Raw genomic sequence first — 25,297 nt, forward strand, 5'->3', positions numbered from 1 at the left:
ATCGATGCCCGCGCCGGCGGCGACCTGTTCGGGCCGAACCAGACGGTGGCGGCGCTGGGCGGCAGCGCCGATTATGCCGCCGCCCGGGCCGATCTTCAGGCCGCGGTCGACTGGGCACAGGGGCGCGGGTTGCCAGTGCTGATCTGGGGCAGCAGCTATTCCTCCGCGCTCGTCTTTCCGCTCGCCGCTGCCAACAAGGGGCGGGTGGCGGGCGTGCTGGCCTTTTCGCCCAGCGAATATATAGGTGCGGGCGATCCGGTGAAGACCGCCGCCGCCACGCTTGACGTGCCGGTGTTCATCACCGCCGCCAGCGACGAGGGCGAACTGGCCGCCGCTGCTGCAATCGCCGCCCGCGTGCCCGGCGGCCGGGCAACGCTCTATCGGCCACGGGCGGGGGTGCACGGCTCCTCCAGCTTGCGCGAGGATCGCAACCCCAGCGGTTGGCGCGCCAATTTCGCCGCCGTCGAGGCCTGGCTGAAGCAGGTGGCGGGTTAGGGGATGATCGCCTGACGTTGCCGCTGAACCAGGCGCCACGTCGCCCCGGCCCCCGAGCCGGGGCCCCGCTGCCTTGGTGTCGAGAGAAGCGGGACCCCGGGTCAAGCCCGGGGTGACGGTTAGCAGGATCAGGGTTGCATCGGTTCGATTACAAGCCGTCCCTTCTCAACCCCGGCCCCCCTTCAGCGCGGGCGGGCGCGGATCGCGCCGATGGTGGTTGAATTGGTGATCACCTCGATATCGGTCTTCAGGTGCAGCAGCTTGACGCCGTCCTGCGCCAGCGCACGGTCGAGCGCGGGGCCGAATTGTTCGGTCGTCTCGACGGTTTCGGACCACGCGCCATAGGCCCTGGCGAGCGCTGCGAAATCGGGGTTGTGGAGCGCGGTGCCGCTCAGGCGCTCGGGGTATTCGCGCTCCTGATGCATGCGGATCGTGCCATAGCCGCCATTGTCGACGACGATGACGAGCATGTTCGCGCCGTGCTGGATGGCGGTGGCCAGTTCCTGCCCGTTCATCAGGAAATCGCCGTCCCCCGCCACCGCGACCACGGTCTTGTCGGGGCTTCTGAGAGCTCCAGCGACAGCGGCGGGGACGCCGTATCCCATCGCGCCGGCGGTGGGGGCGAGTTGGGTGCCGGGCGGGCCATAATGCCAATAGCGGTGCCACCAGCCGGAGAAATTCCCTGCGCCGTTGCAGATGATCGTGGCGTCGGGCGTCAGCCGCTCCCGCATCGCGGCGACGCATAGGCCGAGGTCGAGGGTGACGCCGTCGCGCGGTTTTGGCGTGGACCAGTCCAGCCATTCGGCATGCGCTTCGGACCCGCTCGCATGCGGCGTTTGCGGTGCCGGTTCAACCGTCAGCATGTCAGCGAACGCCAGCACATCGGCGGCAACGGCGATATCGGCGCGATAAACGCGGTTTAGCTCGCTGGGGTCGGGATGAATGTGGATCAGCGTCTGCCCGGGGTGGTCCGGCGTGATCAGGGAATAGCCATCGGTGGTCGCTTCCCCCAGCCGTGCCCCGACGACCAGCAGCACATCGGCCGCCATGATGCGGGCGACGAGCTTGGGATTGGGGCCATAGCCCAGATTGCCCGCCCATACCGGCGATGCATTGCTGATTGCATCCTGGCGGCGGAAGGCGCCCGCAATGGGGATGCCCCAATCACTCGCAAATCCTTCAAATGCGGTGGCGACATGCTCGTCCCATCCCGCCCCGCCAACAATCGCCACGGGTGATTTGGCGCCGCGCAGCAACGCGAAGATTGGCGCAAAATCATCGGGGTCGTAATCGACCGGGTAGAGATCGACCGGATTGCGATCCACCGCCTCGACCTCATCGCGCAGCATATCTTCGGGCAGGGCGATCACTACCGGCCCCGGCCGGCCGCTGATCGCGACGTTATACGCTCGCGCGACATATTCCGGGATGCGGCGCGCATCGTCGATCCTGAGCGCGAGCTTCGCCAGCGGCGTGAACATCGCCACGAGGTCGATTTCCTGAAACCCCTCGCGGTCGCGCATGCCCCGGTCGACATCGCCGATGAACAGGATCATCGGCTGCGAATCCTGCATCGCCACATGCACGCCGATGCTGGCATTGGTCGCGCCGGGGCCACGCGTCACGAAGCACACGCCCGGCCGCTGCGTCAGCGCCCCGTCGGCGCAGGCCATGAACGCCGCGCCCCCTTCCTGCCGGCACGTCACCACCTCGATCTGCGGCGTGTCGTGCAGCGCATCGAGCACCGCGAGGAAGCTTTCGCCCGGCACCTGGAAGATGCGGTCGCACCCCTGTGCCAGCAGATTGTCGACAAGAATCCGGCCGCCCGTGCGCAAGGTCATCATGCTCTCCTTGGCACTGCCATAGCCAAGGACTAGCATGGCGCAAACTATCGGAGGATCGCCACCGCCATGTTCACCACCGTCGCCACGGGCCTGCGCTTTCCCGAAGGGCCGGTCGCGCTGCCCGATGGCAGCGTGGTGCTGGTGGAGATCGCCGCCGGCTGCATCACCCGGCTGTGGCCGGACGGGCGGCGCACTGTCGTGGCGCGGCCCGGCGGCGGCCCCAACGGCCTGGCGCTGGGGCCGGACGGCAAGCTCTATTGCTGCAACAATGGCGGGTTCAAATGGCTGGAAAACAACGGTTTTCTGGTGCCGCATGGCCAGGCCGACGATTATTCCGGCGGCCGGATAGAGCGCATCGACCTTGAATCCGGTGTCTGCGAGACGCTCTACAAAGACGGTGATTTCGGCTGTGTGCTGCGCGGCCCCAACGACATTGTCTTCGATGGCGAGGGCGGCTTCTGGTTCACCGACCATGGCAAGACCCGCGAACGGACCCGCGACGTGACCGGCATCTTCTATGCCCGGGCTGATGGCAGCCTGTTGAAAGAAGTGATCTTCCCCAGCGAAAACCCCAATGGCATCGGCCTCTCCCCCGATGGCGCCACGCTCTATGCGGCGGAAACCTATACCTGCCGGCTGATGGCGTTCCGGGTGACCGCGCCCGGCGAGGTCGCGGCGGACGCGGGGCCGGGCGGGCCGGGCATCCCGCTCTATCGCCCGGCGGGGTACAAATTCTTCGATTCGCTGGGGGTGGAGGAGGGCGGCAATATCTGCGTCGCCACCATCGGCGAGAGCGGGATTTCGGTGATCTCTCCGGCGGGCGAACTGGTCGAGTTCGTGCCCACGCCCGACATTTTCACCACCAATATCTGCTGGGGCGGGCCGGACCGGCGCACCGCCTTCATCACCCTGTCGGGGTCGGGCCAGCTGGTCAGCATGGCCTGGCCGCGCCCGGGCCTGAAGCTGCACCATTCGGGGCTGTGATGATGCCGCACCGCGAAGGCCATGCGATGGACCGGATCGGCTGGCTGCGCGCCGCCGTGCTCGGCGCGAATGACGGCATCCTGTCGACCGCCAGCCTGGTACTGGGGGTGGCGGCGGGGCGCGGCAGCGTGAGCGCGCTGCTGCTGACCGGGATCGCCGGGCTGGTGGCGGGCGCCATGTCGATGGCGGCGGGCGAATATGTCTCGGTCAGCTCGCAGGCCGATGCCGAAGCCGCCGACCGCGCGCGGGAAATCCGCGAACTGGTCGAAGTGCCCGATGCCGAACGCGCCGAGCTGATCGCCATCTATCAGGCACGCGGGCTCGATGCAGCACTCGCGGCGCAGGTGGCGGATCAGCTCACCGCGCGCGATCCGCTCGGCACCCATTTGCGCGACGAACTCGGCCAGCACGGCGCCACTGCCGCCCGGCCGGTGCAGGCAGCGCTGGCCTCCGCCGCCAGCTTTGCCGCCGGGGCGGTTTTCCCCGTGCTGATGGTGCTGGTGGTGCCGGGCGGGCTGCTGGCGCCGGCAATCGTGGTGAGCACGCTCGCGCTGCTGGCGGCGCTCGGGGCGCTGGGGGCATGGCTGGGCGGCGCGCCGATGCTGCCCGGTGCAGTGCGCGTCACCTTCTGGGGGGCAGCGGCGATGGCGGCGACCGCCCTGATCGGCCGGCTGGTCGGCGCGCAGGTCTAGGCGTACCAGCCCCGCTTGCCCGCCCGGGTGGCGCGGGGTAACGGCCGATACAGCAACGGAGAATCGTGGCCCATGAACAAGCTCTATCCCAACGCCGCCGCCGCGCTCGACGGGCTGCTCAAGGACGGCATGCTGATCTGCGCGGGCGGTTTCGGCCTGTGCGGCATTCCCGAACGGCTGATCGACGCGATCCGCGATGCCGGCGTCAAGGATCTGACCATCGCCAGCAACAATGCCGGCATCGATGGTGAGGGGCTGGGCAAGCTGCTCCGCACGCGCCAGGTGAAGAAGATGATCTCGTCTTATGTCGGCGAGAATAAGGAGTTCGAGCGGCAATATCTCTCCGGCGAGCTGGAGGTGGAATTCTGCCCGCAGGGGACGCTGGCCGAGCGGTGCCGGGCAGGGGGCGCGGGCATTCCCGGCTTCTACACCAAGACCGGGGTCGGCACTTTGGTGGCCGAGGGCAAGCCGGTGATGCAGTTCGACGGCGAGGATTATATCCTGGAGCGCGGGATCGTTGCCGACCTGTCGATCATCAAGGGGTGGAAGGCGGACGAGGCCGGCAACCTCATTTTCCGCAAGACCGCGCGCAACTTCAACCAGCCGATGGCGACCGCCGGCCGCACCTGCGTGGCGGAAGTGGAGGAAGTGGTGCCAGTGGGCAGCCTTGACCCCGATCAGGTCCATCTGCCCGGTATCTACGTCAACCGCCTGATCCTGGGTGCCCCCTATGACAAGAAGATCGAATTCGTGACGACGCGCGAGCGGGAGACTGCATGATGCGCGTGGCGATGATGTTGGGCGCCGCCTTGGCGCTTGCTCTTCCCGTGCAGGCCAAGCCTCAGCAGGCGCCGACCGCGCAGGCGCCAGACGACGGTGCGACGATCGATAGCGTCATCGCTGCGCTTTATGACGTCATGTCCGGTCCCCCCGGCCCGCGCGATTGGGCGCGGTTCAAGGCGCTGTTCGTGCCCGAGGGGCGGCTGGTGCCGGTCAGCGACAATGGCCTGCGGGTGCTCACCCAGCAGGACTATGTTGATCGCTCAAGCGCGGTTGTGGCCAAGGAGGGCTTCTTCGACTCCGAGATCGCGCGCCGCATTGAACGCTATGGCAATGTTGCGCACGTCTTTTCGACCTATGAAAGCCGCCGCACGGCGGATGGCGCGCCGTTCGCGCGCGGCATCAATTCGATCCAGCTGGTGCGGGTTGCCGGCAAGTGGCGCATCCTGTCGATCAGCTGGCAAAGGGAAACGGCGGCTTATCCGGTGCCGGAACCCTATCTGCCAACCAGCCCCAAGCCCGCGCCGCAGGAGAAGTGAACCATGCCCTGGACTCGTGACGACATGGCCGCGCGGGCGGCGAAGGAACTGCAGGACGGTTTCTATGTAAACCTGGGCATCGGCATCCCGACGCTGGTGGCGAACCACATTCCGGCCGGCATGGACGTGACGCTGCAGAGCGAGAACGGCATGCTCGGCATCGGGCCGTTTCCGTACCCCGATCAGGTCGACCCCGACCTGATCAACGCCGGCAAGCAGACGATCAGCGAGCTGCCGCAATCGGTCTATTTCAGCTCGTCGGACAGTTTCGCCATGATCCGCGGCGGGCATATCGACCTGACCGTGCTGGGCGCGATGGAAGTCTCCGAAGGCGGCGACATCGCCAACTGGATGATCCCGGGCAAGCTGATCAAGGGAATGGGCGGGGCGATGGACCTGGTCGCCGGCGTGAAGCGCATCGTCGTGGTGATGGAGCACACGTCGAAAAACGGCGACCCCAAGTTCATTCCGGCCTGCACCCTGCCGCTGACCGGCCGCAACGTGATCGACATGATCATCACCGATCTGGCGGTGTTCCACCGGCCCGACCACCAGAGCCCGTTCGAGCTGATCGAACTGGCGCCGGGGGTAACGGCGGCGGATGTGCGCGCCCGGACGAGTGCGCATTATCGGGAAGCGATCCCGGCCTGAGGTCTGCAGGCGGGGCGATCACAGCGGTTGCCCATTACGCGTTGGGCGCGTAAGTTGCGTTTATGTTCAAGATGTTACGCAGCCGTTATCTTCACATCTTGGCGTCGGTTTACATCTATAACGAGCATCGCGGCTACACCAGCATCGACCGCGTGCTGGAGGCGGTGCGCGCCCGCTGTCCCGATGATCTGGGCTTTATCGCGGCGGTGGAGAAACACCGCGCTGATGAGCGCAAACATTATCTGATGTTCAAGCGCTGGTTCGAACTGAATGGTCAGATGCCGTTCCAGGTCGATCGGACCTGCGGGCATATCGACCGGTTCATCGAAATCATGTTCGGCCGAAGCATCGAGGCGCTCGATACCGACGCGATCATCGCCAGTGATGCGCTGTTTGAAAGGCTGTGCCGCGTCATCATGCTGACCGAGCAGCGCGGGATGCGGCAGGTGGATATTCTGCTGCGGTCGCCGCTGGTGCGCAGCGATCCGGTGATGATGAGGATTTTTCGCATTATCGAACGCGATGAACCCAGCCACTGGCAACCCTATCAAGGCTGGCTGGTCCGCCAGGGGCGGCGGCTGGCGCGGTGGCCCGAACGGCTGGTCGATTTCTGGATCCACCGCGAGTTGCTGCTGTTCAAGATTCCTGCGCTCTATCTCAATCCCGGGCTCCAGCGGCGGCGGGACTGGGCGGATGCTGGCGAGTTTCAGGGCGTTGTCCGTCAAGGCGTTGAATCCGTAACAATCGCGGCTTAAGGCGCCGGTCATGCGGGTGCTTCTCACCGGATCGTCGGGCTGGCTTGGCCGGTTCACCGCACCCATGCTGCGCGCGGCGGGGCATCGGGTGGTGGGGCTGGACGTGGCGCCGGGCGCCGATACCGACGTGATCGGATCGGTCGCCGACCGCGCGCTGGTCGAGGCGCTGTTCGCCGAGCACCGCTTCGACGCGGTCGTCCATTCGGGCGCGCTCCACAAGCCGGACATCGTGCGCTATCCCGCACAGGCGTTTGTCGATGTGAACGTGACCGGCACGCTCAACCTGCTGGAGGCGTCGGTTGCGCATGGCGTGCAGCGCTTCGTCTTCACCTCGACCACGTCGCTGATGATTTCCGCCGAAATCCGCGCCGGCGCGAGCGACACGGCGATCTGGCTCGATGAGAGTTTCGCGCCGCTGGAGCCGCGCAACATCTATGGCATCACCAAATTGGCGGCCGAGCAATTGTGCCGCCTCTATCACCAGCGCCACGCGCTGCGCGCCGTGGTGCTGCGCACCGGCCGCTTCTTTCCCGAAGATGACGACAGCGATCATTCGGTCGAGGGCGAAAATCTGAAGGCCAACGAGTTTCTCAACCGGCGGCTGACGGTGGAGGATGCGGCGGCTGCGCATCTGGCGGCGATCGACCGCGCGCCGCAGCTGGGCTTCGGCATTTTTGTGGTGGCGGCGCCTACGCCTTTTTCGCCGGATGATGTGCTGCCGCTGAAGGTGAACGCGGCCACCGTCATCGCCCGCTATTTTCCCGATGCGCCGGCGCTCTATGCCGCGCGCGGGTGGGAATTGCCGCGCACGCTCGACCGGGTTTATGACGCGCGCCGTGCCGAGCGGCTGCTGGGCTTTCGCTGCCGCACTGGCTTTGCCGAGGTGCTGGCGGCACTGCGCGCGGGTGGCCCGCTGCCCTTCGAGCATGACCCGGCCTATGTCTCGCCGCTGGTGGCCCCGAACCGGGGCAGCTGAGCCCGGCGCGCGGCGACATGTGCTTTCGCCAACAGCGTTAATGCGCTAGGTCTGCACGCATAAGGCGCGAAAAAGACGGCCGAACACCGGCCACGCGCAAAAGGGGAGTGCGGGCGATGAAGCGGGTTCTGGTCCTGCTGGTGGCAGGCACATTGCTGTCGGGTGTGTGCGCCTTTGCGGCGAGCGGCAAGCCGACGGCCACGGTCAAATTGTGGCGGCTCGATTGTGGTGCCGCGCAGATCAACGACCTCAACACCTTCAACGACACCCGCGCCTTTCCGGCCAACAGCCGGATGCGCTTCACCGCCAGCTGCTACCTCATCAAGCACGGCGACAGCTATATGCTGTGGGACACCGGCCTGCCCGCCGCGCTGAAAGGCGTGCCGACCAGCGATACCGCGCCGATTTCGGCCACGGTGACCGTGACGATCGTCGAGCAGCTCGCACAGATCGGGGTGAAGCCGGCCGATATCTCGACGATCGGCATCAGCCATTATCATTTCGACCATATCGGCCAGGCGGCCGCCTTTCCGCAGGCCAAGCTGCTGATCGGCAAGGGCGATTACGACTCGCTCGCCGCCACGCCGCCGCGCAACGGCGCCGATCCGGCAGCGCTGAAGAACTGGATCGGCGGCCCCGGCACGGTGGAGCCGGTGAGCGGGGACAAGGACGTGTTCGGCGACGGCAGCGTGACGATGATCGATCTGCCCGGCCATACCCCGGGGCATCACGGCCTGCTGGTGAAGCTCGCCGGGCGCGGGCCGGTGCTGCTGTCGGGCGATCAGGTGCATTTCCGTGAGAATCTGCCGATCAACGGCGTGCCGACCTTCAATTTTGACCGGTCGCAGACGCTGGCCTCGTTCGACCGGTTCAACAAGCTGGCCGCCAACACCAAGGCGACGGTGATCATCCAGCATGATGCCCGCGACATCGCCAAGCTGCCGGCCTTTCCCGCCGCTGCCGAATAACACCGGGCTGGACGCACCCGCCGCGGCCCGGCAAGAAACGGCGCAGACCGATAAAGGGAGAGAATGATGCGGGCACTTCTGTCGAAAACACCGGGCGGGCCGGACACTCTGGTGATCGACGAGCTGCCCGATCCCGTGCCGGCCAAGGGGCAGGTGGTCGTCGCGGTCAAGGCCTGCGCGATCAACTATCCCGACGTGCTGATCATCGAGGACAAATATCAGTTCCGCCCGGCGCGCCCCTTTGCCCCCGGCGGCGAGATTGCGGGCGTCGTCGAAGCAGTGGGCGAGGGGGTGACGCGGTTCCGCCCCGGCGACCGGGTGCTGGGCACCATCGGCCATGGCGGGCTGGTGGAGAAGGTGGCGGCGGATGCCGCCCGCCTCTATCCCCTGCCCGAGGGGCGCAGCTTTGAAGAGGGCGCGGCGCTCCTGCTTACCTATGCCACCACCATCCATGCTTTGCTCGATCGCGGGCATCTGAAGCCGGGCAATACGCTCTTGGTGCTGGGCGCGGCGGGCGGCGTCGGCCTGGCGGCAGTGGAGCTGGGCAAGGCCTATGGCGCGCGCGTGATCGCGGCGGTGTCCTCGGAGGAAAAGGCCGCCGCCTGCCGCGCGGCGGGCGCCGACGACACGCTGATCTATGGCCGCGCCCCGTTCGACAAGGACCAGTCAAAGGCGCTGGCCGACCAGTTCAAGGCGGCGCTGGGCGCGGGTGGCGCCGATGTCATCTATGATCCGGTCGGCGGCGATTATGCCGAGCCTGCTCTGCGCTCCATCGCGTGGGAGGGGCGCTATCTGGTGGTCGGCTTCCCGGCCGGAATTCCGCGCCTGCCGCTCAACCTGACGCTGCTCAAAAGCTGCGATGTGTGCGGCGTGTTCTGGGGCGCCTTTGCCGCGCGTGACCCGCAGGCGAACGAGGCGCATGTCGCGCGCCTGTTCGAGCTGTGGGCCGAGGGCAAGATCGCCCCGCTCGTCACCGACGTGTTCGATTTCGCCGATGGCGGCAAGGCAATCGCCAAAATGGCCGCGCGCGGCGCGATCGGCAAGCTGGTGGTGCGCGTGGCGGCTTAGCCGCGGCATCGGCTTTTCGCCCCGTTCGGCACGGCCACGCGCGGTTGCGCCACCGCGCGGCCGCGACTATCTCCGCCCATATCAGGCAAAAGGACCAACCGGCATGACCAGTTTTGAAGATCGCGAGCACGCGTTCGAGGCAAAATTCGCGCGCGACGAGGAAACCGCGTTCCGCATCATCGCACGGCGCAACAAGCTGGTGGCGCATTGGGCGGCGGCGCTGATGAAGCTGACGCCGGAGGAGACTGAGGCCTATGCCAAGGCCGTCGTCCAGGCCGATTTCGAGGAAGCCGGTGACGATGATGTCGTGCGCAAGCTGCTGGGCGATCTCATCGCCGCTGGCGTTGCCACCGATGAAGGCGCCGTCCGCCAGGCGCTGAACGATCAGGTCGCCGAAGCGCGCCGCCAGATCGAGGGTTGACGCCATGCCGATGGCCGCTGACGAGATCGAGGCGTTGATCCGCGCCGCGCTGCCCGATGCCAGGGTCGAGATTACCGACCTGGCCGGCGACGGCGACCATTATGCCGCCCGTGTCGAGAGCGAAACTTTTCGCGGCTTGCCACGAATCAAACAACATCAGGCCGTATTTGCAGCGCTTGGGGGAAGAATGGGGGGCGTCCTCCACGCGCTGCAGCTAACCACTGCCGTGCCGGAATGAGGAGCGTAACCATGACCGACGACACCCAGGGCCGCATCGCCGAACTGGTAAGCCAGAACGACGTGCTGCTGTTCATGAAGGGCACGCCCTTGTTTCCGCAGTGCGGGTTTTCCAGCAAGGCGGTGGCGATCCTTCAGCATATGGGCGTCGAGTTCGGATCGGTCGATGTGCTGCAGGATCAGGCGATCCGGCAGGGCATCAAGGCCTTTTCGGACTGGCCAACCATCCCCCAGCTGTACGTCAAGGGCGAGTTTGTGGGCGGTTCCGACATCATGATGGAGATGTTCGAAACCGGCGAACTGGCCCAGCTGTTCGAACAAAAGGGTCTCGCCAGCGCGGGCTGACGGGATTCCGCAACAGGGGGTTGTGGCGAATGCTATTGGAGACAGGCGCACTCCGGCGCAGCGATGCCACGCTGACGCCGATGCTCATCTGCGACCTGACCCAGAGCTATTCGCCCGTCGCCGGCGGCGGCGTGGGCACCTATCTGCGTGCCAAGCGGGATTACATCCTCGACCACACGCCGCACAGCCTGCTCCAGATCGTGCCCGGCCCCGAAGACAAGATCATCACCCGCGGCCGCCACATCTGGGCGGAAGTGGGCGCCGATCCGGTGCGCGGCAGCCCCAATTACCGCTTCATCCTGCGCACCAAGATCGTGCGGCAGATTCTGGCCAAATATCGCCCGGCGATTGTTGAATCGCTGTGCCCATGGGTGCTGCCCTGGACCGCGATCCACCACCGCCGCGCCTTTCCCGAAACCGCGCTGGTGGCGGGCTATTCGACCGATTTCCCCAATGCCCATGTCTATCGCGTGACGCAGAAGATGGCGGGCGAACAACTTGCCCAGGCGATGCGCTGGCTGTCCTATGGCTATGCCGAGATCACCTATCGTGAATTCGACTGGGTCTATACGCTGAGCGAAGAGATCCGCACCGTGCTGGCCGGGCGCAAGATCAAGCGTACATCGGTGCTGCCGCTGGGCGTGAACATCGACGTGTTCCACCCCGACCGGCGCGACCCGCACTATCGCGCCGAGCTTGGCCTGCCGGGTGACGGGCCGCTGCTGGTCTATGCCGGGCGGCTGGACAATGAAAAGCGCGCAGCGACGCTGGTCGAGATGTTCCGCCAGTTGCCGCCGGAACTTGGCGCGGCGATGGTGCTGATGGGCGACGGCAAGATGCGCGAGGAGCTGATGGCGCGCGCGGCCGGGCTGCCGGTTGCGTTTCCGGGCTATGTCGGTGATCGCTCGGCGCTCGCGCGGGCGCTGGCCTCGGCCGATATTTATGTGTCGGGCATGGCGGACGAAACCTTCGGCATCTCCATTGTCGAAGCACAGGCATCGGGCCTGCCGGTGGTGGGCGTGGCGAGCGGCGCGATGATCGACCGCGTGACCGACGGGCTGGGCCTGCTCGGCCCGGTCGACGATGCCGCCGCGATGGCCGCCAATGTGATGAAAATCTGGGCCAAGGGGCGCGGCGCCTTCCGCGAGGCGGCGCATGGCCATGCCCAGCAGTTCAGCTGGAACCGCACCTTCGAACAGCTGTTCGGCGATATCTATCCGCGCGCGCTGTCGCATGCGGCGCTGCGTGCGCGCACCGGCCGCCGCGCCGCCGACCGCGCCTTCCAGAACGCGCTCGCTGCCGGCTGAGTCGTTTCCGCGTCGCTTGCTGCTGAACCCTCTCGTGCCTTGGAGCGGGTGGGGCGGGCCGACGCGAGACCGGAAAAATCAGCGATCGGCCCGCCCGCTGAAGCTGCCTCGGGGGGGCATTATAAACCGTGCAGCTAGCGTGCCAGCCTGTGAAAATCATTCTATTTCAACGTGATCTCTGGTTAACGCGGTTGCCCGCGCGGGCCGGTTTGTAAAATCTGCCGACATGCGCCGCGCCACCCGCCGCGCGCTGCGAATTGCAGTTGACTACGCCCGTAGTCAGTGCGATTACGCCCGTAGTCGATGGAGAGAATCGTGACCGAGCGAATCAGCGACGCTGAACATGCCGTGATGGAAGTGCTGTGGGACGAATCGCCCCTGTCCGCGCAGGACGTGGCCGAGCGCGTGGGGCCGGAGCGCGGATGGAGCGCGAACACGGTCAAGACCCTGCTTGGGCGGCTGCTGGCCAAACAGGTGATCGCGCACCGCGAGGATGGCCGCCGCTATCTCTATACCCCGCTTGTCGCGCGCGAGGATTATGTCGCGGGCGAATCGCAAAAGCTGATCGACCGGCTGTTCGGCGGGCGGTTGACCCCGCTGGTCGCGCACATGGCCGAGCGGGACCAGCTGAGCGCGGCCGACATCGCCGAGATCGAGGCGTTGCTGAAAGGGCTGAAGCAATGATCGCCTGGGCGCTGGAGGCGCTGATTGCCTCGACCCTGTTGATGGTGGCGGTGCTCGCCTTGCGCGGCCCGGTGCGCCGCACGTTCGGCCCGGAATGTGCCTATGCGCTGTGGCTGTTGCCGCTCGCCCGGCTGTTGCTGCCGCCGATGCCGGGTGCTGGCTATTGGAGCGGGCTGGTTGCGCCGCTGACCGAGTGGCTGGCGCAGCATGGCATGGTCGCGGGCGTCGTGAACCCGGCCGCGCTGCCGGCGGCGGTTCAGGCCCAGCGCCTGGCCGAGGTGCAGATCGTGATGCAAGACAGCACCACGTCGCTGGCGGTGGTGCCGCCGGTCGTGTCCGACATCGGCGCGCCGATTGCCGCCATCCTGCTCGCGCTGTGGCTGGCGGGTGCGCTGCTGTTCATCGGCTGGCATGTGCGCCGCCACGCCCGCTTCATCGCGCGCGTGCTGCGCGGCGGCAAGCTGCGTGACGACGCCGCCGTGCCCGGCACCATCCGCGTCATTGAAAGCGATGCCGCCGCCGGGCCGCTGGCCTTTGGCATCTGGCGCAAATATGTCGCTTTTCCGCGCGATTTTGCCGATCGGTATGACGCCGATGAGCAGGTGCTCGCGCTGGCCCACGAGATGACGCACCACGCGCGCGGCGACCTGATCGCGAACTGGGTCGCGCTGGTGGTGCTGGGGCTGCACTGGTTCAACCCGATTGCGTGGCGGGCATTCCGCGCCTTTCGCGCCGACCAGGAAATGGCCTGCGACGCCCGTGTGCTCGCCGGCCGGGATGAACGGCTGCGCCATGCCTATGGCCGCGCGATCGTGAAATCGGCGCATGGCGGCTGGGTGTCGGCCGCGTGCCATCTGCATAGCATCAATGAACTGAAAGGACGGTTGAGGATGTTGTCGAAGCAAAAGGTGAGCAGTGCCCAGCATCGTGCCGGGCTGGCGGTGGCAGGCGTCATCGCGCTGGCAGGATTGGGCGCCACCGCATCGGGCACCCAGGCAGCAGTGAAGCTGCGCGAGCAGGTGCGCTCGACCACCGGCATCGATCTGGCCCGGCTGGACCAGCAGGCCCCGGCGGCCCCGGCCGCGCCCGCCGCACCGGGCGTTGCCACCACGCCCGTGCCGCCCTCTGCCGCACCGGCTGCGCCCGAGGCCCCCGATACCAAGACCGTCGTGCGCAAGAAGGTGAAGATCATCGTGCACGACAAGGACGGCAAGGTGCAGGTGATCGAGCCCGCTGGTGACGAAGACATCAATGTCGCGCTCGAACGCGCCGCCCCCGGCCGCATGGTGCGCGTCGAGATGCCCGAAGTGCTTGAAAAGAACTGCGGCGGCACCGGCGATACCGTCGTCAAGCAGGACAAGGAAAAGGGTCATCCCCGCATCATCATCTGCACCAACCGTGTCGCACAGATCGGCGCCGACGCTGCCAAGCGCGCCGAGGCAGGCGCCCGCGCGGCAGAGGCGATGGCGATGGTTTCGGCCAATGGCGGGCGCATCCAGATGGTGCGTGTCGACAGCGCCGATATCGAGCGCAAGGCCTATCGCAGCGCGCTCGACGGGCTGCGCAACAGCCGGGCCGCGATGCTCGCCAATCCGGAGCTGACCGGCGCCGCGCGCGACCAGGCGATCAAAGCCGTCGATCAGGCGATTGCCGAGATGGAAAGCAATATCGCCCGCGTGCGTTGATAGCAGCAGACAACCAGGTCCCCTGCCCGGCGGGCGTCCCAGCCTGCCGGGATTTTGTGCATGTGCACTGGCTTGTCATGCCGGGGGCAGGGGTCCATGAACATGGCCATGATCCCGACCGGCCAGCTTGTGCAGATGGAGCCGCTCGTCGCGCGCGTGCTCGCCCCCAACCCGTCGCCCTTCACCTTCACTGGCACCCAGACGCATCTGGTGGGCACCCGGGATCTGGCGGTGATCGACCCCGGGCCGGATGACGCCCGCCACATCGACGCGCTGCTCGCCGCGATTGGCGGCCGCCCGGTCTCGGCGATCCTGATCACGCACACCCACCATGACCATAGCCCGGGTAGCCGGCCGCTGGCGGCGGCAACGGGCGCGCCGATCATCGGCTGCGCGCCGCTGGTGCTCGACCTGGGCGACGATATGGCCGGCCGCGCCGATGCCGCGTTCGACAAGGATTATGCGCCCGACCGGGTGCTGGCCGATGGCGAGCAGGTGGCGGGCGAGGGGTGGACGCTGACCGCGATTGCCACGCCCGGCCACACCTCCAACCATCTGGTCTTCGCGCTGGAGGATAGCGGCGCGCTGTTTTCCGGCGATCATGTAATGGGCTGGTCGACGACCGTGGTGATGCCGCCCGATGGCGACATGACCGACTATATGGCCAGCCTTGCCATGCTGCAGGCGCGCGACGACCGCATTTACTACCCCGCGCATGGCGAGCCGGTGGAAAATCCCACCCAGCATGTCCGCCATCTGGCCAACCATCGCCGCCAGCGCGAGGGGCAGATTCTGCGCCATCTGGAAAGCGGCCCGGCCGATATTCCGGCGATGGTCGCGGCACTCTATGCCGGGGTCGATGTGCGGCTGCACCGCGCGGCCGGCGGATCGGTGCGCGCGCATCTGATCGATCTGGCGCGGCGCGGGCTGGTGGCGGCCGAGGGCGAGATGTGGCGCCGCACCGGCTGAACCGCGCGCCGCGCTGGCTGATGCCGGCGCTGGCCGGTCTGGTGCCGGGATTGATTGCCGGCGGCGCAATCGCGGCCGTGCTGCTGCCGCCGCGCATCGTTGAGCGCCCGCCCGACCCGGCCCGCCTGATCGCGGCGGTCCACGCCAATCTGCGCGCGCAGGGCGTGCTGAACGTGCTCACCCTCAACCCGGTGGCGGTGGTGACGGCTGAGAGTGGCAGCTTCCTATTCGCGACCAAGCGCATTCTGGTGATGCCGGGGCGCGTGCGCTACCTGGTCGATCTGCGCGCGGTGCCGCTGCGCGACGTGCGCTGGAACGCGGCCGCGCGCCGGCTGGTGGTGGTGCTGCCGCCGCTCGCGCTGGAAGGCCCGGCGGTGGATGTGCGGGCCGTGCGCACGCTGGGGGAGGGCGGGCTGCTCTCCGGCCTTGTCGATGCCGCGCAGGAGCTGGATGCGGCCAATCTGCGCACCGGGCAGAATGAACTGGTGCGCCAGGCGCACGACCCGCAGCTCCTGGCACAGGCGCGTTCGGCGGCGCGGCGGCTGGTGCGGTCGGCCTATGCCGCCCCGCTAAGCGCCGCCGGCGTGCCTGCGACAATCGATGTGCGCTTCGCTGACGATCCGCCCGCGCCCTAGTCACACCGGCAGTTGATGTGTCATCATTCCGCCTGGGCAACGACAGCGCGAGGGGGAGCGGCACCATGGCAACACGGGCAATCGGGCCGGAGGGCCAAGCCGACGACCGGCAGTTTTTTCTGGCCAGCGCACTGGCGATGGCGGCGGTGCTGGTCGCGGGCTTTTCGCTCAACATCGTGATGGGGCGCTCCAGCTTCGGCGCGCCGACACTGGTTCATGCCCATGCGCTGGTGTTCTTCGGCTGGGTGGTGCTGTACGTGGTGCAGAACCTGCTGGTGGCGCGCGGTTCCTATGCGCTGCACCGCCAGCTGGGCTGGATCGGCGCCTTCTGGGTGGTGGCGATGATCGTGCTGGGCTGCCTGGCGACGCTGGCGATGGTGCGGCGTGGCGGCGTGCCCTTCTTCTTCCTGCCGCAGCAATTCCTGGTGTTCGACCCTGCCACGCTGTTCGGCTTTGCCGCGCTCACTTATGCCGCGATAGCGCTGCGGCGGCACAGCGACTGGCACCGGCGGCTGAATTTCTGCGCGATGACGTTGCTGCTGGGGCCGGGCTTTGGCCGGTTGCTGCCGATGCCGCTGCTGACGCCCTATGCGTTCGAGGCGGCGTTTTTTGCAGGGCTGATCTTCCCAGCGGCCGGCATGGTGGCCGATATTCGCCGCACCGGCCGCATCCACCCTGCCTGGCACTGGGGATTGGGCGCGATCCTGCTGACGGCTGTTGCCATCGAACTGGTGACGTTCAGCCCGCTGGGCGACGCGCTCTACCGGGCAGCGACGATGGGGTCGATGGGGGAGAGCGTGGCGCCGCTTGCCTACCCCGCCCCGCCGGCGGGATGATCGGCAGCGCTTGATCTCCGGCCGGCGGCGGGCCATGTGCAGGCCGCAACCACCGGGGTTTGAACCATGAATGCGCCCGTCCGCGAAAACCTAGCCGGCGTTGACCTGCGTGCCGAGATCGACCGCCTGCGCCGCGAGCGCAACGCGGTGATTCTGGCGCATTATTACCAGAAGCCCGAGATTCAGGACCTGGCCGATTATGTCGGCGACAGCCTGGAGCTGAGCCGCAAGGCGCAGGCGACCAGCGCCGATGTCATTGCCTTTTGCGGCGTGAAATTCATGGCCGAAACCGCGAAAATCCTGTCGCCCGACAAGATCGTGGTGCTGCCCGATCTCGATGCCGGGTGCAGCCTGGAAGACAGCTGCCCGCCGGACAAGTTCGCCGCGTTCCGCGCCGCGCACCCGGACCATATCGCGCTCACCTACATCAACTGCTCTACCGAGGTGAAGGCGCTCTCCGACATCATCGTCACCAGCTCGTCGGCGGAAAAGATCCTGGCGCAGATCCCGCCCGAGCAGAAGATCATCTTCGGGCCGGACAAGCATCTGGGCGGCTATCTGAAGCGCAAGACCGGGCGCGACATGCTGCTCTGGCCGGGCGTGTGCATCGTGCACGAGGCGTTCAGCGAGACCGAATTGCTGAAGCTCAAGACCCAGCATCCCGGTGCGCCGGTGGCCGCCCACCCCGAATGCCCGGCCTATATTCTGGACCATGCCGACTATGTCGGCTCGACCAGCGGCATTCTGGACTTTGCCAAGACCATGCCCGGCGACCTGCTGATCGTGGCGACCGAGCCGCACATCATCCACCAGATGCAAAAGGCGGAACCGACCAAGACCTTCATCGGCGCGCCCGGCGCGGACGGCAACTGCAACTGCAACATCTGCCCCTATATGGCGCTGAATACGCTCGAAAAACTCTATCTCGCACTGCGCGACCTCACCCCGCGGATCGAGATTGAGGAGGGGTTGCGGCTTCGCGCCAAAAAGTCGCTCGACGCGATGCTGGCGATGGCGTCGGCCACGGTCGGGCAGGGCGATCTTGGCCCCGCCCCTGCGGCCGTGAGCGGCGATTGAGGCCAGCCCTTTCAACACCCGCAATCATCCACTAAGCTTGACACCGTGCCGTCGATTCACGCCCTCGCCAACCCGGCCCGTTTCCTGAAGCTTGCCCGGCCGCTGACGCCGGCGCTGTTCTGGCCCGGGGTGCTGCTGATCGCGTTCGGCGCCTGGGCCGGGCTCACCCAGACGCCGCCCGATTATCTGCAGGGCGAGACGGTGCGCATCCTCTATATCCATGTGCCGACCGCGTGGCTGGGCATGGCGGGGTGGAGCGGGATTGCGGTGGCAAGCCTCACCTATCTCGTCTGGCGCCATCCGCTGGCGATGACGGCGGCGCGCGCCTGTGCGGTGCCGGGCGCCATGTATACCGCGCTCTGCCTGATCACCGGATCGATCTGGGGCCGGCCGGCCTGGGGCACCTGGTGGGAATGGGACGGGCGGCTGACTTCGATGCTGCTGCTGTTCTTCGTCTATCTGGGCTTCATGGCGCTGGCCCGGGGCGATGCGGCGCGCGGCGGCGACGGGCGCATTCCGGCACTTTACGGCATTGCCGGTAGCGTGCTGCTGCCGATCATCCATTATTCGGTGGAATGGTGGAACACGCTCCACCAGCCGCAGAGCATCGGCCTTACCAAGAACACCATCGACAAGAGCATCTTGTGGCCGCTGCCCTTCACGGTGGGCGGCTTCACGCTGCTGTTTGCGGCGATCGTGCTGATGCGAATGCGCGCGATGCTGGCCGCCGCCAAGGCAGAGGCACGGCTGCGGCGGATGGCGGCGGAGGCCTGACGATGGACCCCTGGCCCTTTGTGACCGCCGCTTATGGCATCACGCTGGCGCTGTCGGCGGCGATCACGCTGTGGAGCTGGCGCGCGATGGTGGCGGCGGAAAGGGGCGGCAAGTGAAGGCCAAGCATCAGCGGCTGGTGCTCGCCGGGCTGGCCCTCGTCGCAATTGGCGGGGCGAGCGGCCTTGCCCTGTCGGCGCTGAAGGATCAGGCGGCGTTCTTCTACGCGCCCGGCGATGTTGCCAAGCAGGGCCTGCCGCTGGGGCGCGACGTGCGGCTGGGCGGCATGGTGGCGGGCGGATCATTGAAGCGCCTGCCCGACGGCGTGACCATCGACTTCACCGTTACCGATGGCAAGGCGACGGTGCCGGTGCGCTTCAAGGGGATTACGCCCGATCTGTTCAAGGAGCGTTCGGGCGTGGTGGCGGAGGGGCGCTTCAACCCCGATGGCAGTTTTACCGCGACCAACCTGCTCGCCAAGCATGACGAACGCTATATGCCCCCGCAAATGGCGGGGCTGAAGCCGGCCGGCCCGACGCGCGCGCAATGATCGCCGAAGCTGGGCTCGCCGCGCTGTGGATCGCGGCCGCGCTGGCGGCGCTGCAGCTGATGCTCGCGGCGCTGAGCGTGGCGCGCGGCGACCCCGACGTCATGCGCGCGGTGCGCAGCGTGGCGGCGGTGCAGGGCGCGATCGTGCTGGGGGCGCTTGCCCTGCTCATCCTGCTGTTCGTCAACACCGATCTGTCGGTGAAACTGGTGGTCGACAACAGCCATTCGGCCAAGCCGCTGATCTACAAGATTGCCGGCGCCTGGGGGAACCATGAGGGCTCGATGCTGCTCTGGGTCACCATATTGGGCGTGGCCGGGGCGGCGGTGGCGCTGCTCGAACGCCGGCTGGAGGAGCGCACGCTGGTTGCAACGCTCGGCAGCCAGGCGGCGATTGCGCTGGGCTTCTATGCCTTTCTGCTGTTTTCCTCCAACCCCTTTGCCCGCCAGTTCCCGGTGCCCGCCGATGGCAATGGCCTGAACCCGTTGCTGCAGGACCCCGGCCTCGCCTTCCACCCGCCCACGCTCTATATCGGCTATGTCGGTATCTCGGTGGCGTTCAGCTTTGCCGTCGGCGCGATGCTGACGCGCGACGTTGGCCCCGCCTTTGCCCGGGCAATGCGGCCCTGGGTGCTGGGGGCGTGGATTTTCCTGACATTGGGCATCACCGCCGGCAGCTATTGGGCCTATTATGAGCTGGGCTGGGGCGGCTGGTGGTTCTGGGACCCGGTGGAAAATGCCTCGCTGATGCCGTGGCTGGCGGCGACCGCCTTGCTCCATTCGGTAACCGTGCTGGCAACGCGCGACGGCTTGCGCGCCTGGACGATCATGCTGGCGGTGGTGGCCTTTTCGATGTCGATGATCGGCACCTTCCTGGTCCGGTCGGGCATATTGACCAGCGTTCACGCCTTTGCTGTCGATCCAGAACGCGGCGCCTTCATCCTCGCGCTGCTCGCGCTGTATATCGGTGGCGCGCTGGCGCTGTTCGGCGCCCGGGTGGCGACGATCCGCGAAGGGCAGGGCTTCGACGTGATCAGCCGCGAAGGCGGGCTGGTGGCCAATAACCTGCTGCTGTCGGTCATTCTGGGGATCGTGCTGATCGGCACGCTCTACCCCATCGTCGCGGCGGGGCTGTTCGGGGTGCAGGTGTCGATCGGCCCGCCCTTTTTCAACAAGGCGGCGGGGCCGATTGCGCTGGCGCTGATGGCCGTGATGGCGGCCGGGCCGCTGATCCGCTGGCGGCGTGACCAGGGCGGCGCGGTGCTAGCGCGCATGGTCTATCCCATCGCGGCGGCGGCGCTCGCGCTGGCCGCGCTGCTGCTGCTGGCGAGCGACGCCGGCGTGCTGCCGATCCTGGGGCTTGCGCTGGCCGCCGGGCTGGCGGTGGCGAGCGTCGCGCCGCTGGGCAAGCGCAACCTTGGCCGCGTGCCGCTGTTCACCTGGGGCATGGTGATCGCGCATCTGGGCATTGCCGTCAGCATTGCCGGCATGGCGAGCGAAACGGCGTTCAGCCAGCAGACTCTGGTGGCGGTGCGGGTGGGCGAGACGGTGCGCGCCGGGCCTTACCGCGTGACGCTGCAGTCGGTTTCGCCCGCGCTTGGGCCCAACTGGTCGGCGCTGGAGGCGCGGCTGAAGGTGGAACGGGGCGGCACGACCTTCTACCTGGCGCCGCAATCGCGCTTTTTCGCGACACCCGCGACGGTGACCAGCGAGTCCGCCATTGCCACCGTGGCTGACGGCCAGCTCTACACCGTGCTGGGCGCCGCCGATGGCGACCGCTGGCAGTTGCGCCTGTGGTGGAAGCCGTTTGTCACGCTCATCTGGGCGGGCGGCGCGCTCGTCGCGCTGGGTGGCGCGCTATCGCTGCTCGGACGCGTCCGCCGAGATTATTTCCGTTCCAGATCAACGGTATATGCATGAAGCGCTGGGTGTATTGGCTGCCGTTTCTGGTGTTCACGACACTGTCTATCATCGCGGTGGTCGGCCTGTGGCGCCCGGCTGACCGCACCGTCCGCTCGGCACTGGTGGGCAAGCCGCTGCCCGGCTTTGCGATGGCGCCGATGCTGCCCGGCAAGCCCGGGCTCGACCGCGCCACCTTCACCCGGGGCAAGCCGCGGCTGCTCAACATCTTTGCCAGCTGGTGCATTCCCTGCGCCGCCGAAGCGCCGCAGCTGGCGCGGCTGAAGGCGGCGGGCGTCGCCATCGACGCGGTCGCCATCCGCGACACGCCGGAGGCGGTGCGCGGTTTCCTCGATCGCTATGGCGACCCCTATCAGCATATCGGCAGCGACCCCGAGAGCAGCCTGCAGCTGGCGCTCGGCTCGTCGGGCGTGCCCGAAACCTTCGTAATCGACGGCAACGGCACCATCCTCCTCCAGCATGTCGGCGAAATCCGTGCCGACGATGTACCCGACCTGCTCGCCGCGCTGGGCAGAGCGAAATGAGGCGGCTGGCGCCCCTGCTGCTGATCGCCGCACCCGTGCCGGTGCTGGCCGATTCGGCGCTGCCCCCGGCGCGGCTGGCCTATACCCAGCTGCCCGATCCCCGGCAGGAGGCCGAGGCGCAGAAGCTGATGACCACGCTGCGCTGCCTGGTGTGCCAGGGCCAGTCGATCGCCGATTCGGACGCCGAAATGGCCGGTGACATGCGCGCGCTGGTCCGCCGCCGCATTGCCGCCGGCGAGCGGCCCGAGGCGATCCGCGCCTGGCTGATCGCGCGCTATGGCGATTATGTAACCTATGATCCGCCGCTCGGCTGGTCGACCGCGCCCTTGTGGATCGCGCCGATCCTGCTGCTGATCGGCGGCGGCTGGCTGGCGGCGGGTGCGTTCAAGCGGCGGCGGCGCGGCTGATGGGCTGGGCCGCGCTCATCCTGTTGGCGGCAGTAGCGGCCGCGCTGCTGTGGCTGCTGCGCCTGCCCCGGATGCTGTGGGCGGCAACCGGCATGGTACTGATGCTGGGCTGCGCGGGCTATGCGCTGCAGGGGCGGCCCGGCATGCCGGGCGCCACGCCCAAGCCGCAGGTCGATGCGATCGAGGTCGCGCCCGAGTTCGTCACGCTGCGCGAGGAAATGTGGGGCCGCTTCACGCAGGAGGCGGCGCTGGCAACCGCCGCCGACGGCCTGCTGCGCGCCGGCAACACGCAGGAAGCGGCGCAGGTCGCGCTGGCGGCGGTGCGGCGCTACCCCAAAAGTGCCGAGGTGTGGACCAATCTGGGCTCGGTGCTGGCAACGCATGACGGCGGCAACATGTCGCCGCCGGCGCTGTTCGCGTTCCGCCGGGCGATGGCGCTGGCGCCCCGCCACCCGGCGCCGCGCTTCTTCTTCGGGCTGGCGCTGATCCAGGGTGGCAAGATCGGCGAGGCGCGCGCCGCCTGGGTGGAGGCGTTGCGCCTCACCCCGGCCAAGGCGACCTATCGTGCCGCGATTGGGGAGCGGATCGCGCTGCTCGACATGCTGGCCGCGCAAATGGCGCAGCAGCAGCCGGCGCCGCAGCAGCAGTAACCCGCCTCAGCCGCTACGTGCCCCGAACGGCGCGTTCAGCCGCACGATGGTGAGGTTCAGGAACGCGGCAAAGCTGACCCACGCCAGATAGGGCAGGATGAGCAGGCTGCCGAGCACCGAGATCGGCCACAGCCCCGCCACCAGCGCGACCAGCGACCCCCACAGGAACACCACCTCCACCAGTGCCCAGTCGGGCCGGCGCAGGCGGAAGAACAGCGGGCTCCACAGGAAATGGAGCAGGCCGTTCACCGCGAACAGCACCACCACCGTCGCCCGCGCAGCATCGGTCTGCGCCGCATACCAGCTGGCCGCCGCTGACCAGGCCGCGAGCGACAGGATCACGGTCCACGCCGGGCCGAACAGCCAGTCGGGCGGTTGCCAGCTGGGCTTGCGCAACATCTCGTACCACGAGCCGAGCGGCGTCATCAGCCCGCCGGCCACGCCCAGCACGATCGCCCAGATGGCGGCGAGGTATATTGGCAGATAACTGCTGTCCATCTTGTCGAACGTCCACCGCGTGATACAGTCTGCCGGATGCGGGCGTCCTTTCCCTTTACAGCAATTGTCGGGCAGGACGAGATGAAACTCGCGCTGATGATCGCCGCCGTCGATCCCCGTATCGGGGGGGTCATGGTGTTCGGCGACCGGGGCACCGGCAAGTCGACGGCGGTGCGCGCGCTGGCCGGGTTGCTGCCGCCCATTCCGGTGGCGCCGGGGTGCCGCTATCACTGCGCGCCGGGCGAGGCCCGCTGCCCGGAGCCCGAACGCCACCACAAGGGCAAGGCGACCGCGCCGGTGCCCTTTATCGATCTGCCGTTGGGCGCGACCGAGGACCGGGTGGTCGGCGCGCTGGATCTGGAACGGGCGCTGACGCTGGGCGAAAAGGCGTTCGAGCCGGGGCTGCTCGCTCGCGCGCATCGCGGCTTCCTCTATATCGACGAGATCAACCTGCTGGAGGACCATCTGGTCGACCTGCTGCTCGACGTGGCCGCCTCGGGCGAGAATGTGGTGGAGCGCGAGGGGCTTTCGGTGCGCCACCCGGCGCGTTTCGTGCTGGTGGGCAGCGGCAACCCCGAAGAGGGCGAACTGCGCCCGCAGCTGCTCGACCGGTTCGGCCTGTCGGTCGAGGTGCGCACGCCCCAGTCACTCAGCGACCGCGTCGAAATCCTGAAGCGGTGCGACGCGTTCGAGCGCGACCCGGCCGGCTTTGTCGAACATTGGACGAAGGCGGAGCGGCGCACGCTGAAACAGCTGGGTCGCGCGCGCGACCGGGTGGCCGAGGTGGAAACGCCCGACGCCGTGCTCGCCCGTGCATCGCAATTGTGCATGACGGTGGGGGCCGACGGCCTGCGCGGCGAGCTGACGCTGATGCGCGCGGCGCGGGCGCTCGCGGCGCTGGCGGGCAAGAGCCGGGCGGGCGATGACGAGCTGCGGCGGGTGGCGCCGCTGGCGCTGCGCCACCGGTTGCGCCGCAACGTGCTCGACGACACCGGCTCGACCGTGCGGATCGAGCGGGCGGTGGACGAAGTGTTCGCGGCATGACGACGCCCCAGCCGCTGGCCGATGCGGTGCTGGCGGCAAGGCTGTGCGCGGCGGACCCCGGGCTTGGCGGGCTGGTGGTGGCGGGCGCGGGGCCGCTGATGCCGCTGATCGAGCAGGCCCTGGTCGCGGCATTGCCCCCCGGCGCGCCAGTCAAGCGCCTGCCTGCACATATCGACGAGGAACGGCTGCATGGCGGCATGGACCTGGGCGCGACGCTGAGCGCCGGCCGGCCGGTGGCGCGCGCGGGGCTGCTCGCGGCGGCCGATGGTGGCGCGGTGATCGTGCCGATGGCCGAGCGGCTGGGCGCGAGCGTGGCGGCGGCGCTGGCGGCCGCGCTCGACACCGGCATGGCGATTGCCGAGCGCGAGGGGCTGCGCCTGGCCGACCCGGCACGCTTCGTGGTGCTGGCGGAGGATGAGGGCGAGGGCGTGCCCGCGCCGCTGGCCGAGCGGCTCGCCTTCCGCATCGATCTGAGCGGTGCCCGGGGCGAGGTGGTGCTGCGCGATCTGGAGGCGGGCATCGCGGTTCCCGACAGCGCGGCCGCTGCAAATGGGCCGCTGCCGGCGGCTGATGACGGTGCGCTCGAGGCGCTGACCGGCGCGGCGATGGCGCTGGGCATCGATTCGGCCCGCGCGCCGCTATTTGCCTTGCGCGCCGCAAGGGGCGCGGCGCGGCTGGCGGGGCGGGCGAGAATCGCGGACGAGGATCTGGCGCTGGCGGCGCGGCTGGTGCTCGCCCCGCGCGCGACGCGCCTGCCCCCGGCCGAGGAGGACGCGGCGCCGCCCGAACCGCCGCCACCGCCCGACTCCACCGAGCCCGGGGAGGAACAGCAGCGCCCCGATGCGGTGCCGCCGCAGGAACTGGTGGTGGAGGCGGCGCTTGCCGCCCTGCCGCGCGACCTGCTCGCCAGCCTTGCCGCCGGTGCGCCGATGCGTCGCGCCCAGTCGCAGGGCAAGGGCGCCCGTCAGCGCGCGGCGCAGCGCGGCCGG

At 68.1% G+C, this 25,297-nt stretch carries 29 protein-coding genes and 1 pseudogene; 28 read left to right on the top strand and 2 right to left on the bottom strand.

Annotated elements, in window-relative coordinates; genetic code table 11:
• A partial coding sequence (locus tag K2Y03_RS12920; RefSeq protein WP_294091184.1) for an alpha/beta hydrolase occupies nt 1–495 on the top strand: 495 nt, incomplete at its 5' end.
• A 182-nt stretch (nt 496–677) separates the two neighbouring features.
• Here K2Y03_RS12920 and K2Y03_RS12925 read toward each other — a convergent pair.
• Nucleotides 678–2,339 carry a thiamine pyrophosphate-binding protein gene (locus K2Y03_RS12925; RefSeq protein ID WP_294091185.1) on the bottom strand — a complete coding sequence of 554 codons (1,662 nt, stop codon included), beginning with the start codon at nt 2,337–2,339 and terminating at the stop codon, nt 678–680.
• A gap of 66 nt (nt 2,340–2,405) precedes the next feature.
• On the opposite strand from K2Y03_RS12925, the gene K2Y03_RS12930 reads away from it, so the two are divergent.
• From K2Y03_RS12930 to K2Y03_RS13050, 25 genes are all read left to right on the top strand, one after another.
• The gene (locus K2Y03_RS12930; protein WP_294091186.1) at nt 2,406–3,323 is read left to right on the top strand and encodes an SMP-30/gluconolactonase/LRE family protein; all 918 of its coding nucleotides are present in this window, start codon (nt 2,406–2,408) and stop codon (nt 3,321–3,323) included.
• Nucleotides 3,323–4,015 (top strand): VIT1/CCC1 transporter family protein, encoded by a 693-nt coding sequence (locus tag K2Y03_RS12935; RefSeq protein ID WP_294091187.1) that lies wholly within the window; start codon nt 3,323–3,325, stop codon nt 4,013–4,015. The genes K2Y03_RS12930 and K2Y03_RS12935 overlap by 1 nt, the downstream gene beginning before the upstream one ends.
• A 72-nt stretch (nt 4,016–4,087) precedes the next feature.
• The gene (locus K2Y03_RS12940) at nt 4,088–4,795 is read left to right on the top strand and encodes a CoA transferase subunit A (protein WP_294091189.1); all 708 of its coding nucleotides are present in this window, start codon (nt 4,088–4,090) and stop codon (nt 4,793–4,795) included.
• A 47-nt stretch (nt 4,796–4,842) separates the two neighbouring features.
• Entirely contained in the window at nt 4,843–5,334 is a 492-nt protein-coding gene (locus tag K2Y03_RS12945) for a hypothetical protein (protein WP_294091190.1), read from the top strand.
• A 3-nt stretch (nt 5,335–5,337) separates the two neighbouring features.
• Complete coding sequence (locus K2Y03_RS12950) at nt 5,338–5,985, top strand: CoA transferase subunit B (protein WP_294091192.1); 648 nt, start codon at nt 5,338–5,340, stop codon at nt 5,983–5,985.
• Nucleotides 5,986–6,047: 62 nt separating this feature from the next.
• The gene (locus K2Y03_RS12955) at nt 6,048–6,740 is read left to right on the top strand and encodes a ferritin-like domain-containing protein (RefSeq protein ID WP_294091193.1); all 693 of its coding nucleotides are present in this window, start codon (nt 6,048–6,050) and stop codon (nt 6,738–6,740) included.
• A gap of 10 nt (nt 6,741–6,750) precedes the next feature.
• Nucleotides 6,751–7,716, top strand: coding sequence for an NAD(P)-dependent oxidoreductase (locus K2Y03_RS12960; protein WP_294091195.1), 966 nt, complete (start codon nt 6,751–6,753; stop codon nt 7,714–7,716).
• A gap of 116 nt (nt 7,717–7,832) precedes the next feature.
• Nucleotides 7,833–8,684 (top strand): N-acyl homoserine lactonase family protein, encoded by an 852-nt coding sequence (locus tag K2Y03_RS12965; protein ID WP_294091196.1) that lies wholly within the window; start codon nt 7,833–7,835, stop codon nt 8,682–8,684.
• 66 nt (nt 8,685–8,750) lie between these two features.
• Nucleotides 8,751–9,752 carry an NADPH:quinone oxidoreductase family protein gene (locus K2Y03_RS12970; protein WP_294091198.1) on the top strand — a complete coding sequence of 334 codons (1,002 nt, stop codon included), beginning with the start codon at nt 8,751–8,753 and terminating at the stop codon, nt 9,750–9,752.
• A 103-nt stretch (nt 9,753–9,855) separates the two neighbouring features.
• Nucleotides 9,856–10,173, top strand: a complete 318-nt coding sequence (locus K2Y03_RS12975) for a DUF1476 domain-containing protein (protein WP_294091199.1) — start codon at nt 9,856–9,858, stop codon at nt 10,171–10,173.
• Nucleotides 10,174–10,177: 4 nt separating this feature from the next.
• Nucleotides 10,178–10,411 carry a BolA family transcriptional regulator gene (locus K2Y03_RS12980; protein ID WP_294091200.1) on the top strand — a complete coding sequence of 78 codons (234 nt, stop codon included), beginning with the start codon at nt 10,178–10,180 and terminating at the stop codon, nt 10,409–10,411.
• 11 nt (nt 10,412–10,422) lie between these two features.
• Nucleotides 10,423–10,755: a Grx4 family monothiol glutaredoxin gene (gene grxD, locus K2Y03_RS12985; protein WP_294091201.1), complete on the top strand. Its 333-nt coding sequence runs from the start codon at nt 10,423–10,425 to the stop codon at nt 10,753–10,755.
• Between the two features lie 29 nt (nt 10,756–10,784).
• Nucleotides 10,785–12,062 (top strand): glycosyltransferase, encoded by a 1,278-nt coding sequence (locus K2Y03_RS12990; RefSeq protein ID WP_294091202.1) that lies wholly within the window; start codon nt 10,785–10,787, stop codon nt 12,060–12,062.
• Between the two features lie 315 nt (nt 12,063–12,377).
• Nucleotides 12,378–12,746 (top strand): BlaI/MecI/CopY family transcriptional regulator, encoded by a 369-nt coding sequence (locus K2Y03_RS12995; RefSeq protein ID WP_294091203.1) that lies wholly within the window; start codon nt 12,378–12,380, stop codon nt 12,744–12,746.
• Nucleotides 12,743–14,431: a M56 family metallopeptidase gene (locus K2Y03_RS13000; RefSeq protein ID WP_294091204.1), complete on the top strand. Its 1,689-nt coding sequence runs from the start codon at nt 12,743–12,745 to the stop codon at nt 14,429–14,431. Before K2Y03_RS12995 ends, K2Y03_RS13000 begins: the two co-directional genes overlap by 4 nt.
• 108 nt (nt 14,432–14,539) lie before the next feature.
• Nucleotides 14,540–15,400, top strand: coding sequence for an MBL fold metallo-hydrolase (locus K2Y03_RS13005; protein WP_294091205.1), 861 nt, complete (start codon nt 14,540–14,542; stop codon nt 15,398–15,400).
• Nucleotides 15,382–16,035 carry a DUF4230 domain-containing protein gene (locus K2Y03_RS13010; RefSeq protein WP_294091206.1) on the top strand — a complete coding sequence of 218 codons (654 nt, stop codon included), beginning with the start codon at nt 15,382–15,384 and terminating at the stop codon, nt 16,033–16,035. Before K2Y03_RS13005 ends, K2Y03_RS13010 begins: the two co-directional genes overlap by 19 nt.
• Before the next feature lie 65 nt (nt 16,036–16,100).
• Nucleotides 16,101–16,871, top strand: coding sequence for a hypothetical protein (locus K2Y03_RS13015; protein WP_294091207.1), 771 nt, complete (start codon nt 16,101–16,103; stop codon nt 16,869–16,871).
• Between the two features lie 66 nt (nt 16,872–16,937).
• Nucleotides 16,938–17,948: a quinolinate synthase NadA gene (gene nadA / locus K2Y03_RS13020; protein WP_294091208.1), complete on the top strand. Its 1,011-nt coding sequence runs from the start codon at nt 16,938–16,940 to the stop codon at nt 17,946–17,948.
• Between the two features lie 45 nt (nt 17,949–17,993).
• Nucleotides 17,994–18,722, top strand: coding sequence for a heme ABC transporter permease CcmC (gene ccmC / locus K2Y03_RS13025; RefSeq protein WP_294091210.1), 729 nt, complete (start codon nt 17,994–17,996; stop codon nt 18,720–18,722).
• 112 nt (nt 18,723–18,834) lie between these two features.
• Nucleotides 18,835–19,269, top strand: coding sequence for a cytochrome c maturation protein CcmE (gene ccmE / locus K2Y03_RS13030; RefSeq protein WP_294091212.1), 435 nt, complete (start codon nt 18,835–18,837; stop codon nt 19,267–19,269).
• Nucleotides 19,266–21,185, top strand: coding sequence for a heme lyase CcmF/NrfE family subunit (locus K2Y03_RS13035; protein WP_294091214.1), 1,920 nt, complete (start codon nt 19,266–19,268; stop codon nt 21,183–21,185). The genes ccmE and K2Y03_RS13035 overlap by 4 nt, the downstream gene beginning before the upstream one ends.
• A complete protein-coding gene (locus K2Y03_RS13040) occupies nt 21,182–21,709 on the top strand; it encodes a redoxin family protein (RefSeq protein WP_294091215.1) in 528 nt (175 codons plus the stop codon). Before K2Y03_RS13035 ends, K2Y03_RS13040 begins: the two co-directional genes overlap by 4 nt.
• On the top strand, nt 21,706–22,116 hold the full coding sequence (locus K2Y03_RS13045; protein WP_294091217.1) for a cytochrome c-type biogenesis protein: 411 nt from the start codon (nt 21,706–21,708) through the stop codon (nt 22,114–22,116). Before K2Y03_RS13040 ends, K2Y03_RS13045 begins: the two co-directional genes overlap by 4 nt.
• On the top strand, nt 22,116–22,766 hold the full coding sequence (locus tag K2Y03_RS13050; RefSeq protein ID WP_294091219.1) for a tetratricopeptide repeat protein: 651 nt from the start codon (nt 22,116–22,118) through the stop codon (nt 22,764–22,766). Before K2Y03_RS13045 ends, K2Y03_RS13050 begins: the two co-directional genes overlap by 1 nt.
• 6 nt (nt 22,767–22,772) lie before the next feature.
• Here K2Y03_RS13050 and K2Y03_RS13055 read toward each other — a convergent pair whose 3' ends face one another.
• A complete protein-coding gene (locus K2Y03_RS13055) occupies nt 22,773–23,264 on the bottom strand; it encodes a TspO/MBR family protein (protein WP_294091221.1) in 492 nt (163 codons plus the stop codon).
• A 36-nt stretch (nt 23,265–23,300) separates the two neighbouring features.
• On the opposite strand from K2Y03_RS13055, the gene bchI reads away from it, so the two are divergent.
• Together bchI and K2Y03_RS13065 are read left to right on the top strand one after the other, a co-directional pair.
• On the top strand, nt 23,301–24,308 hold the full coding sequence (gene bchI / locus K2Y03_RS13060; protein WP_294091223.1) for a magnesium chelatase ATPase subunit I: 1,008 nt from the start codon (nt 23,301–23,303) through the stop codon (nt 24,306–24,308).
• Nucleotides 24,305–25,297 (top strand): annotated as a pseudogene (locus K2Y03_RS13065) (magnesium chelatase); the annotation flags it as partial. The gene bchI and the pseudogene K2Y03_RS13065, both read left to right, overlap by 4 nt.

The sequence above is a fragment of the Sphingomonas sp. genome (assembly GCF_019746015.1).
Taxonomy (GTDB): domain Bacteria; phylum Pseudomonadota; class Alphaproteobacteria; order Sphingomonadales; family Sphingomonadaceae; genus Sphingomonas.